The organism is Caballeronia sp. SBC1, from assembly GCF_011493005.1.
GTDB lineage: Bacteria > Pseudomonadota > Gammaproteobacteria > Burkholderiales > Burkholderiaceae > Caballeronia.
Window position 1 is genome coordinate 886,464 of sequence record NZ_CP049156.1, and the last position, 11,538, is coordinate 898,001.

11 protein-coding genes are annotated in these 11,538 nt (G+C 62.1%); 9 read left to right on the forward strand and 2 right to left on the reverse strand.

Features of this window, described 5'->3' with window-relative positions:
- Window positions 1-75 precede the first annotated feature (75 nt).
- Window positions 76-363, forward strand: a complete 288-nt coding sequence (locus SBC1_RS03800; protein ID WP_165087064.1) for a hypothetical protein — start codon at window positions 76-78, stop codon at window positions 361-363.
- Window positions 364-478: 115 nt separating this feature from the next.
- On the opposite strand, the gene SBC1_RS03805 is transcribed toward SBC1_RS03800, so the two are convergent.
- The gene (locus SBC1_RS03805; RefSeq protein ID WP_165087067.1) at window positions 479-1,360 is read right to left on the reverse strand and encodes a LysR family transcriptional regulator; all 882 of its coding nucleotides are present in this window, start codon (window positions 1,358-1,360) and stop codon (window positions 479-481) included.
- 75 nt (window positions 1,361-1,435) lie between these two features.
- Here SBC1_RS03805 and SBC1_RS03810 point away from each other — a divergent pair, with 75 nt between their 5' ends.
- The 5 genes from SBC1_RS03810 to SBC1_RS03830 are packed head-to-tail and all read left to right on the forward strand — an operon-like array spanning window position 1,436 to window position 7,267.
- On the forward strand, window positions 1,436-2,353 hold the full coding sequence (locus tag SBC1_RS03810; RefSeq protein ID WP_165087069.1) for a CoA ester lyase: 918 nt from the start codon (window positions 1,436-1,438) through the stop codon (window positions 2,351-2,353).
- On the forward strand, window positions 2,350-3,552 hold the full coding sequence (locus SBC1_RS03815; RefSeq protein ID WP_165087072.1) for a CaiB/BaiF CoA-transferase family protein: 1,203 nt from the start codon (window positions 2,350-2,352) through the stop codon (window positions 3,550-3,552). Before SBC1_RS03810 ends, SBC1_RS03815 begins: the two co-directional genes overlap by 4 nt.
- A gap of 45 nt (window positions 3,553-3,597) precedes the next feature.
- A complete protein-coding gene (locus tag SBC1_RS03820; RefSeq protein ID WP_165087075.1) occupies window positions 3,598-4,428 on the forward strand; it encodes an amidohydrolase in 831 nt (276 codons plus the stop codon).
- Window positions 4,429-4,487: 59 nt separating this feature from the next.
- Window positions 4,488-5,858: a short-chain fatty acid transporter gene (locus tag SBC1_RS03825; RefSeq protein WP_165987357.1), complete on the forward strand. Its 1,371-nt coding sequence runs from the start codon at window positions 4,488-4,490 to the stop codon at window positions 5,856-5,858.
- 56 nt (window positions 5,859-5,914) lie between these two features.
- Entirely contained in the window at window positions 5,915-7,267 is a 1,353-nt protein-coding gene (locus tag SBC1_RS03830; protein WP_165987359.1) for a 2-hydroxycarboxylate transporter family protein, read from the forward strand.
- 35 nt (window positions 7,268-7,302) lie between these two features.
- On the opposite strand, the gene SBC1_RS03835 is transcribed toward SBC1_RS03830, so the two are convergent.
- Window positions 7,303-8,202 carry a LysR family transcriptional regulator gene (locus SBC1_RS03835; RefSeq protein ID WP_165987360.1) on the reverse strand — a complete coding sequence of 300 codons (900 nt, stop codon included), beginning with the start codon at window positions 8,200-8,202 and terminating at the stop codon, window positions 7,303-7,305.
- 122 nt (window positions 8,203-8,324) lie between these two features.
- On the opposite strand from SBC1_RS03835, the gene SBC1_RS03840 reads away from it, so the two are divergent.
- From SBC1_RS03840 to SBC1_RS03850, 3 genes are read left to right on the forward strand one after another with little or no spacing between them, the layout of a single operon-like run.
- Window positions 8,325-9,629, forward strand: coding sequence for a CitMHS family transporter (locus SBC1_RS03840; protein ID WP_165087084.1), 1,305 nt, complete (start codon window positions 8,325-8,327; stop codon window positions 9,627-9,629).
- Between the two features lie 27 nt (window positions 9,630-9,656).
- Entirely contained in the window at window positions 9,657-11,027 is a 1,371-nt protein-coding gene (locus tag SBC1_RS03845; RefSeq protein ID WP_165987362.1) for an acyclic terpene utilization AtuA family protein, read from the forward strand.
- A gap of 1 nt (window position 11,028) precedes the next feature.
- A complete protein-coding gene (locus tag SBC1_RS03850) occupies window positions 11,029-11,337 on the forward strand; it encodes a hypothetical protein (RefSeq protein WP_165087089.1) in 309 nt (102 codons plus the stop codon).
- Window positions 11,338-11,538 lie beyond the last annotated feature (201 nt).

An 11,538-nucleotide genomic window follows, 5' to 3' on the forward strand; every position in this document is an offset into this window, starting at 1 on the left:
ATTCGTTGAAATTCCATGCATTTCGAACAACAATGCGATGCTGCAATCGATTTACAACTCCAGGGAGATTTAGCAATGAAGAAGTTCTCGCAAATTGCAATGGTTGGTGCGCTCGCATTCGCGTTCGCAGGCACGGCAATGGCACAAGGTGCTGGTGGTGGTTCGAAGACGGACGAAAGCAAGCCGGCCGTCAGCCCCAAGGAACCGAAACCGCACCTGCCGCACTTCAAGCATAAGAAAGCAGCATCGGGCGTGCACGGTACGACGTTGCATCAAGAAGACAAGGCATCACACCTGAAGGGCGCATCGGCTGCTGCAGCTGCTTCGGCCATGGGTACCAACGACAAGGGCCAACCGCAGTAAGCGGCAAGGTCTGGGGTCCGGTGCTCGGGACGGTATGTCTCAGGCGCTACATACGGCGGCACGCGTGAGCGTGCCGCCGTATTGTATTTTTAGCGCCGCAAAAAATCCCGATAACTCATACCATTGCGCCGCGCACGCATTGCAGCGCGCAGTCCACCAGGCCGCGAATCAGCCGGTCACGCACCGAAGCGCGTTTCCAGAGCACACCAAAACGGCGCGGCTCCGACTCCATCGGCAGGCTGATCCGCGCGATGCGCAGGGCGCTGGTCATTGGCGAGGCAACATCGGGTGCGAGCGATACCCCGAGTCCGCGATCCACCATCATCGCGATGGCCGCGAGCGAGCTGAGTTCGAAGCGCTCGTTCGGCACAATGCCCACCCGCCTCAGATAACGCTCCGCCTCTTTACCGCCCGCTAGCGACCGGTCGTAGCGGATCAGCGGCTCGTGTGCGAGCAGGTCATGCGCATCGCGTTTCGCCAGGTTCCGCGGCGCGATTACCACGAGCGGTTCCTCACGCAGCAGTTCCCACACGAAGGTTTTCGGCATGGCGAACGCGGGATGCGTGCACACGGCTGCATCGACGTCGCCTTCCCGCAACGCTTCATACAATTCGTTCGACGTCCCCGACTGGATGAACACTTTCACATGCGGATGAGCGCTGACAAATCGCGCGAGGATATCCGGCAGCAGGCTGTGCAGCGCCGTATTGATCGTGCCGAGCCTGAGCTCACCGGTCGCATATTCGTCGTTGGCGAGAATTTTCAGGTCGGCGAGTTCCCGCAGCAAACCCCGCGACTGCGCGACTATCCGGCTGCCTGCCGGTGTGACCGACACCGTCCGGCCAGCGCGTGCGAGCAGCGGCGCGCCGAATTCGCGCTCTAGCGTGCGGATTTGCTGCGCCACCGCGGCAGGCGTCAAGTCGAGGCGGCGCGCGGCTTCCGCCATTGAACCGGTATCGACGACCAGCAGGAAACTGGTCAGGAACGAGGTCTCCATAAAGATACTTTTAGTTGATTTTGAAGGCACATTCTATCGCTTTATCTTCATTGTGCCGATGTCTAGACTGGCGGCATGAAAAGCAAATTATTTGTTCCGGGCTCACGGCCCGAACTGTTCGCCAAAGCGCTGGCGAGCCAGGCAGACGCCCTTTCTTTCGATCTCGAAGACTCAGTGTCGGAGGCGCGCAAGCCCGAAGCCCGGGCGCATTTGCGCGACTTTCTGCAGGGTTTTTCTCAAGGTTCGAACGCTGCTTCTCCTCCTGCGGACCGGTTCGGCGGCAAGACGCTGATCGTGCGGGTGAACGCCATCGACTCGCCTCATTTCGAAGCCGATCTCGCCGCCGTCGTGCAGGCGGGCGTCAATCTGATCAACCTGCCGAAACCGCGCCATGCCGACGACGTACGGGCAGCCGCGAACGCGCTCGATGCCGCCGAACGCGCCAACGGCGTGACGGAGCCGATCGGCTTGCTGCTGAATATCGAATCGCCGGGTGCGTTGCGGCGTGCGTTCGAACTGGCCAGCGCGCATCCTCGCGTGAAAGGCTTGCAGCTTGGGCTAGGCGACTTGTTCGAGCCGCTGGGCATTGCGCGGCGGGAGACCGCGGCGATCCAGCAGGCCATGTTTGCGTTGAGCATGGCGGCGGGCGAGGCGGGCGTGTTCGCCTACGACTCGGCGTTCGCCGATATCCGCGATCAGGCCGGTTTCCAGGCCGAAGCGCGGCTTGCGCGCAATCTTGGTTTTATCGGCAAGAGCTGCATTCATCCGAGCCAGGTTGCGCTCGCCAATGAAGTATTCCAGCCGACGCCCGATGAACTCGCCCACGCGCAACGGGTGGTCGAAGCGGCGGCAGAAGCCGATGCAGCGGGCCGGGGCGCGTATGTGGTCGACGGCAAGATGATCGACGGCCCATTCGTCGCGCGGGCGCGAGCGATCGTGGCTCAGGCGGCCTTGAATACAGCTTCAAAGCAAGACCGGGAGCCCCAGTCATGAGCACGTCATCCCGCAGAACCGATGGCGCACGCGGACCGCTGAGCGGCATCCGCGTGCTCGACTTGAGCGCGTATATTGCCGGGCCGTATGGGTGCAGCCTGCTCGCCGACCAAGGCGCTGAAGTCATCAAGATCGAGCCGCCCGCGGGCGACAACCTGCGCAAATATCCCTCGACGCTCGAGAGCGAAAGCCGCGCGTTTCTCGGCGTAAACCGCAGCAAGCTCGGTCTCGCGCTCGACCTGAAACAACCTGAAGGGCTGGCCGCGCTGAAGGCGCTGGTGACAAACGCCGATGTCCTCGTGCACAACTTCCGGCCGAGCGTGCCGGCGCGACTGGGTATCGGCTACGAGCAGTTGAAAGCGCTCAATCCACGGCTCATTTACTGCGCCGTGACGGGCTATGGCGAAACCGGGCCGCTCAAGGACAAGGCCGGTTACGACCAGGTGCTGCAGACCATGACCGGCATGTGCTCGATGCAAGGCAAGAGCGGCGGGCCGCCCGAGGTGCTGTACGGATCCGTGGTGGATTACTACGCGGCGGCGCTGGTGGCCGGTGGCGTGGCGTCGGCGCTGTTCGAGCGCGAGCGCAGCGGGGAGGGGCAATACGTAGGCGTCTCGCTGTTGCGCAGCGCGCTTGCCATGCAGTCGGCGCGTCTGGTCTGGGCCGATAGTGAGCCCCGCGAAGTCGGCCGGGACATGCGTTCAGGCGGCATCACGGGGATTCATCCAACGCGCGAAGGGTACCTGTACATCTCCGCCAACACGCCGCATTTCTGGCAGGCGCTGTGCCGCAAGACGGGCCTCGATGCACTCGCCGCCGATCCGCGTTTCGATACCGTCAGGAAGCGTGCGCTTCACGTGGATGAAATCGTGCCGCAACTTCACGCCGCCTTGGCAGCCAGGAGCGCGCTGGAATGGGAAGCGCTGTTCGGCGAAGACGTGCCCTGCGCGGCGGCACGGACAGTGGAAGACATGTTCGACGATCCGCAGGTGCTGGCCGAAGACATGATCGCGACCTATGAGCATCCGGTGGTGGGGCGATATCGCGGGCTCAAGCGCTCGATCCGGTTCGGCCGGACTCCCGGTCCCGAACCGTTTGCCGCGCCCGCGTTCGGACAGGATTCAGAACAGGTGCTGAGCGAGCAAGGCATGTCGCGCGATGACATTGATGCGCTCCGGGCGAAGCGCGTGATTGAATAAACGCGAATAAAACCGCATAAAACGAGCACAAGAAGGAGACACGTCATGCCCGCAATCACCCCGGCGCCACCGCTTGCCTGCGATGCGCACATGCATGTCTACGACGCCCGCTTTCCACACAACGGCACGATGGTGAACGACGCCACCGCCGATGACTATCGCCGAGAGTTTCAGGCGCGAATTGGCACTACACGCACGGTGGTCGTGACGCCGCGCATTTATGGCGTCGACAACCGCGTGACACTCGACGCGATCCGGCAACTGGGCGCCGACCGTACGCGCGGCGTGGCGGTGCTGCGCCCCGACGTCACCGATGCGGAGCTTGTAACGCTGCATTCGGGCGGTATCCGTGGGATTCGCTTCACGCTGTACACGCCGGTGCAGGCGGTGGTCGGCTTCGAGATGGTGGAGTCGCTGTCGCAGCGAGTGCATGAACTTGGCTGGCATGTCCAGTTGCATTGGACGGCGGCGCAGATCGTTGAACATGAGGCTTTGCTGAGACGCCTGCCGTCGAAGATCGTCTTCGATCACCTCGCGCGTTTGTCTTTGCCCGAGGGGATTGATCATCCCGCGTTTGGCATTGTGCGCTCGCTGCTGGACGGAGGCCGTGCGTGGCTGAAGTTGTCGGGTCCGTATCTGGATTCGCGCGTGGGCGAAGCGCAACGCTACAGCGATATGGATCGCGCGGCGCATGCATGGGTCAGTGCGGCGCCTGAGCGGCTGGTGTGGGGCAGCGACTGGCCGCATACCACGGAGACGGAGGCAAGCAAGCCCGACGATACCGCGCTGTTCAAGCTGCTTTCGCACTGGGTTCAAGACCCTGTACAACACCGCGCGATTCTCGTCGATAACCCCGCGAGGTTATATGACTTCTGAAGCGACTTCTGACACCGCCCGACGCTAAAACATCCAACAACAATCACAAGGAGACTGACATGAAACCGGCGAGCGCTTCACCTTCGGGCGGCAGCGGTAAAACGGGCTTTACCCACGCGACCATCGACCTCTTCGAGCGCGTCATTCCTGACCCGTTCGTTCTCGCCATCCTGATCACCGCGTTCGTCGCGGTGGTGTCGGCGTTATTCGCGCCGCATCCGTCGTTCATGGGGATTGTCGGCGGTTGGTACAAGGGTTTCTTCGATATCCTGACGTTCGCATTCCAGATCACGCTAATCCTCGTCACAGGCCATGCGTTCGCGCACGCGCCCCCTGTACAGCGGCTTTTTCGCGCGGTCGTTTCTCTCGCGCGTACGCCGGTTCAGGCAGCCACGCTCACGTTCGTGTCGGTAGCAGTGGCCTCGTTTTTCAACTGGGGTTTCGGGCTCGTGGTCGCGGCGCTGCTCGCGCGTGAAGTCGCGAAGCGCATGCGCGTGGATTTTGCGTGGATTGTCGCGGCCGGCTTCTCCGGCTGGGTCGTGTGGGCGAGCGGCATCTCGAGTTCAATCGCACTCGCGCAGGCAACGCATGGCAGCGCAATGAACGTCGTCGAAAAACTGACGGGGCAAGTGCTGCCGTTCAGCAGCACCGTGTTCACCGCGTTCAACCTGGTGCCGACGATCGTGATGCTGATCGCCACGCCGATCGTGCTGGCTTTGCTCAAGCCCGCCGACGAAGACATCGTCGTACTCGACCTCGACAAGAATCCCGACCCGCCCGTGAAGACGCGTCCCGCAGGCAAGCTCACGCCGGCGAAGTGGCTCGAATATTCGTGGGTGGGCAGCGCGTTTATCGGCGCGGCGGGGGTGTCGTTCCTGGCCATTGCGTGGACGCACAAGACCGGCTTCAGCGGCGTGAACGCGGTGATCTTCGTGATGTTCATCGCGGGCGTGGTGCTGCACGGCTACCCGCTCGCTTACGCCGATGCCATCAAGAATGCCGCGCGCCAGACCGGGTCGATGATGCTGCAATACCCGCTCTACGGCGGCATCATGGGGATCATGGATGCGACCGGTTTGCCTGACGTACTGTCGCACTTTTTCATCGCTATTTCGAATGCGCACACGCTGCCTTTCTGGAGTTACGTGTGTTCGCTGATCGTGACCTTCCTCGTGCCGTCCGGCGGCGGCCACTGGGCGGTGCAGGGCCCGTTCGTGGTGCCGGCGGCGGTGGCGCTCCATGCATCCGTGCCCGGCACCACGATGGCGGTCGCCATGGGCGAGCAGGTGTCCAACATGCTGCAACCGTTCTGGGCCGCGCCGGTGGTCGCCATGGCGGGCGTTGGCGTGCAGCGCGTGCTCGGCTTCACTGTCATGACTTTCTTGCTCGGCGCCGTGGTGTATGGCGCGGCGTTGTTGTTGCTGATCTAAGCGTTCGCGCCGTCCGCGTGGCATCAAAACGAAAAAACGAAGTCATGGAGACTTGAATGGAGACGTCTGAAACACACAATCCCCACGTCGCTGCGCCCTCAGGCGCGACGGTATGGAGAGATCGCTGGTGGGTGATATTCGATGTCCGTATCGGCGTGTTGCCGCTGCCGGTGTACATCGTGCTGCTGCTGGTGCTCGCCGCCATGGCAGCAAGCGGCAAACTCGCGGCCGACTTGCCCACAGGCATCGCGCTGGTCGCTGTCGGCGGTTTTACCTGCGCCGAACTCGCGCGGCGTATTCCGTGGATCCGCCACATTGGTGCGACCTCAATCTTCGCGGCCTTCCTGCCATCGGCGCTGATCTATTACCACCTGATGCCGGCAAGCGTTGTGAAGTCGGTGACATCGTTCACGAAGAGCACCAATTTTCTTTATCTGTTCATAGCGGCGATCATTGTGGGCAGCGTGCTCAGCATGGACCGGCAGACGCTGATCAAAGGCTTCATCAAGATCTTCGTGCCGGTGTGCGCGGGTTCGCTGGCAGCGGCGCTGGTTGGCACCGGCGTGGGCGCAATGCTTGGGCTCGGCGCGAAACACACACTGTTTTTCGTGGTCGCGCCAATCATGGCGGGAGGCGTGGGAGAGGGCGCATTGCCGCTGTCGATGGGGTACGCGCAGACGCTCGGTGTCGATCAAGGGCCGCTGTTCGCGCAGGTGTTGTCGGCGGTCATGCTCGGCAACATTGCAGCAATTTGCTGCGCGGGTTTTCTGAACTACCTTGGCACGAAGAAGCCGGCGTGGACCGGCAACGGTCAACTGACGCGCAACGACGATCGCTCGCAAACGGACACATCGTTGGCAGCGCCTGTCGCGTTTGAATTCGATGTCAGCTCCGTCGCCGCGGCGGGCGGCACAGCCATCGCGCTGTATCTGGTCGGGCAGTTGAGCCATCAATGGTTCGGCTGGCCCGCGCCCGTGGTGATGTTGTTGCTGGTGGTCGCGGCGCAATTGCTGCAAGCGGTTTCTCCTCGCGTGCGTGGCGGTGCCCGTTTCATGTATTCGTTCTTCTCCACCGCCGTCACGTATCCACTGATGTTCGCCATCAGCGTCGCCATGACACCGTGGGGGGAGATCGTCACGGCATTTCATTGGGCGAATATCGTGACGGCAGCAGTGACGGTCCTGACGCTGGTGGTGACGGGCTTCGCGGTGGGCCGGATGGTCGGCATGCATCCGGTGGAAGCAGCCATGGTCAATGCAACGCACAGCGGTCTGGGCGGCACCGGCGACGTCGCTATCCTGACAGCGGGTAATCGCATGGAGCTGATGCCGTTCGCGCAGATCGCGACGCGTATTGGCGGCGCGATTACGGTGATGGCCGCGCTGGCGGTGTTCGCTTACATGCATTGAATCGCGTTGATTCGATAACGGCGCCCTCTTTACTCTTACTCTCCGCGCTGCCCGAACCCCCTGACGATCACGCCGACAAACGCCTCCGTCACGGGCGGTAGCGTACGTCCGCGCTTCTTCACGAGCGCGATGGGGCGCACGAAACCCGGTTCATCGATAACCCGCGTCACTAGTGCCGGTTCCGCGCGCACCTCGCGCGCCGAGAGGGGCAGGATGGTCACGCCAAGCCCTGCCCGAACCATGGCCACCGCCGTCATCATGTAGGTCGGCTCGCAGGTGGGTACGGGTGCGCAGCCGGCGCGCTCGAACGCGGCATCCACCACTGCCCGTACGCTTGTTCCCGCAGCCGTCAATACCAACGGATAGCGGACGATTTCCTCCATGCCGATTCGCTTGCCTGCCGTCAACGGATGCCCGTCCGGGCACACAACACACAGCCGGTCCTCACCCGCGTGCAGCACTTCTAGCGAGGAATCGGTGACGTCGCCGCCGGTCAGTCCCACGTCCACATCCTCATTACGTACGAGCGTATTGACGACGCTCGCCACCACATCGCGGATTTGAAACGACACGTGCGGCAACTCGCGTCTGAAATCCTGGATCAAGTCGGGCAGCAAACTCGCGGCGAATGACGGCAGGCACGCGAGCCGCACCGTGCCAGTGGAACCGTCGCTGAGCGCGCGGGCATCGTGGAGAACCTGCTCCATGTCGCCGAGCGACTTTTGCAGGACCGGCAGCAGATCACGTCCGACCGGCGTCAATGCAACGCTGCGGCTATTGCGGTCGAACAGCCGCGCGCCGATCGTTTCTTCGAGACGGCGGATCTGCACGGTCAACGCGGGCTGCGACAGATGCAGCCGCACGGCGGCGCGCGTGAAACTGCCCGCCTGCGCCACGGCGATGAACGCGCGGATATCGCGGAGATTCAGGTCCATGTTTTCCGACTATTACAAAACGTGATTGCTGCCATCAAATCATTTCAATTGTTTTATCGACTTTCCGAAACTACGCTTGGTTGACAGATAAAACAATCGATTAAAAAGATCGGAGACAAACCTTGCTGCCCTTACTTGGCCTGGCCACTATCGTCGTCCTGCTCGCGGCGATTCTTTCAAAACGGATGTCGCCGCTCGTGGCGCTGATCATTGTGCCGATAGCGGCTTCCCTGATCGGCGGCTTCGGCTTGCAGACCAGCAAGTTTGTCATCGAGGGGCTGAAGAGCCTTGCGCCTGTTGTCGGCATGTTCGTCTTCGCGATCCTGTACTTCGGCACGATTACCGATGCAGGCACGCTCGATCCGATCATCGACCGCATCTTGCGCACCGTCGGCACGCGGCCGACGCGCATTGTGATGGGCACGACGCTGCTCGCGCTGCTGATCCACCTCGATGGCTCGGGCGCCGTTTGCTTTCTCGTGACCATCCCGGCAATGCTGCCGCTCTACGACCGTCTCAAGATGGATCGGCGCGTGCTGGCAGCGGCGGCGTCGATGGCAGCGGGGATCAATTTCCTGCCTTGGACCGGGCCGATGATCCGCGCGTCGGCGTCGCTGCATCTGCCTATATCGGCGTTATTCAATCCGTTGATTCCGGTGCAGATCGTGGGCCTCGTGTTCGTGTTTGGCATGGCTTGGTGGCTCGGCCGGCGCGAGGAGAAACGGTTGGGATACACGGGCGCTGATGGCGCCATCCCGATGCCGCAGCGCGAGCTCACCGATGAACAGAAAGCGCTGCGTCGACCGAAGAATTTCTGGTTCAACATCGTGCTGACGCTGGTGGTGCTCGGCACGATGGTGGTGATGGGCGAGAAGATTCCACCAGCCATCATGTTCATGGTCGGGCTGTGCGTCGCGTTGCTCGTCAACTATCCGAACGTGGATATGCAGCGCCAGCGCATTGATGCCCACGCACGCGCCGCGCTGATGATGGCCGGCATCCTGCTCGCAGCGGGTGTGTTCACAGGCGTGATGCAGGGCAGCGGCATGCTCAAGGCGATGGCGCAGGCCGCGGTTGGTTTCGTGCCGCCGTCGATGGCAACGCACATCCCCGTCGCGCTTGGTTTCTTATCGATGCCGCTTAGCATGCTCTTCGATCCCGACTCGTTTTACTTCGGCGTGTTGCCCGTGATCGCGGAAGTGGCCGGGCAGCTTGGCGTGCCTGCCGTGCATGTTGGCCAGGCGGCGTTGCTTGGGCAGATGACGACGGGGTTCCCGGTCAGCCCGCTCACGCCCGCGACGTTCCTGGTCGTCGGGCTGACCGGCATCGATCTCGCCGATCATCAGAAATTCACGTTTCCGCTGTTGTTCGGCGCATCGATCGTGATGACGATCGCGTGTGTCGTGCTGGGCATCTTTCCTCTTTGAGCGCGTTTTTTAACGCAAGGAATGGGTATGACTGCTGCACTCAACACTCTGACCCAAGCCGCTCGCGTGCGGATCGGCGCGGGCGCGGGTTACTCTGGCGACCGCATCGAGCCCGCGGTCGAACTGGCCGAATACGGAGCGCTCGATTATCTTGTTTTCGAGTGCTTGGCAGAACGAACGATTGCACTTGCGCAACAAGCACGGCGAGGGAATCCGGAGCTGGGTTACGACCCGTTGCTCGAAGCCCGGATGCGCGCAGTGTTGCCGGCCGCCGTGCGCAACGGTGTGAGGATTATCTCGAACATGGGCGCGGCGAACCCGCTGGCGGCGGCGCGCAAGACCGCATCGATCGCGCATGAGCTGGGCTTGAGCGGTTTGAAAATCGCGGCGGTCAGCGGTGACGACGTACTCGATGTCGTGAGGCAAGGAACGTATGTGTTCGAGGAATCGGGCGATAGCGTTGCGGACTACGACAGCAGGCTCGTTTCGGCGAATGCGTATCTGGGCGCGGGACCGATTGTCGATGCGTTGCAGGCTGGCGCCGACATCGTGCTCACCGGCCGCGCGGCCGATCCGTCGTTGTTCACGGCACCGCTGATCCACTCATTCGGCTGGGCGATGGACGATTGGAACAGGCTGGGTCAGGCGACGGTGGTGGGGCATTTGCTCGAATGCGCGGGGCAGATCACGGGCGGTTATTTCGCCGACCCCGGTTTCAAGGACGTACCAATGCTCGCGCGCCTCGGCTTCCCGATAGGCGAGGTTGACGCTGACGGCTCCGTCACGATTACCAAGGTCGCGCATGCCGGCGGCCGTGTGACGGAGGCCACGTGCAAGGAGCAATTGCTGTACGAGATCCACGATCCCCGCCGATATCTGCAACCCGACGTAGTCGCGGACTTCACGGAGGTCCGCGTGGTGGAAGAAGCGCAGGATCGTGTGCGCGTGAGCGGCGGGTGCGGGACATCGCGTACGGGGACGTTGAAGGTGACAGTGGCTTACGTGGATGGGTTTATCGGCGAAGGGCAGATTTCGTATGGCGGTCCAGGCGCGGTGGCGCGCGCGAAACTGGCGCTTGAGATTGTGCGTGAACGGTTGGAGATAACCGGCGTCGCGACGAGTGAACTGCGCTTCGATTTGATCGGTGTTGACTCGTTGCATGGCGCGACGCTGGGTGAGCGTAATGCGGAGCCGTATGAAGTCCGCGTGCGCGTAGCCGGTCGCACGGATTCGATGGAGCAGGCGGTTCGTATCGGCAACGAAGTCGAGACGCTTTATACCAATGGTCCGGCGGGCGGCGGCGGGGTGACGAAGACTGCGCGCGAAGTGATCGCGGTGCAGTCGGTCCTGTTGCCTCGGGAACTTGTACAGCCATCGTTCGAGATGGTGGAGGCCTGAGATGAAACTACGCCAAATTGCGCATTCCCGAACCGGCGATAAGGGCAATACGCTGAATGTATCGGTGATCTGTTACGACGCGCGGCACTACGATCATCTGCTCGCACATGTCACTCCGGAGCGCGTGAAAGCGCATCTGAGCGATGTGGTGAAGGGCGATGTGACGCGCTTCGAATTACCGGGAATAGCGGCGATGAATTTTGTGCTCGGGCGCGCGCTGGGGGGCGGCGTGACGCGATCACTCGCGCTCGATGCGCATGGCAAATCGCTGAGTTCGGCGTTGATGGATCTGGAGGTTCCAGAGCCTTGAGTTTTTGCGTTGTTGAGTGGAGCGCGGAGGCAAATGAAGCCGGCCGCTGCGAGGGAAACGACGATCCGGCTTCCTCAACCCGCCGTCTCGACCGCGCTGGGCGGTCCATATCGACGTTTAACGCCCTGGTGATCCCCCAGGCGTGTTAGTCCTTTTAACCGCAAGCGATTTTCCATGAAATGTCATCACCACGACAACCAA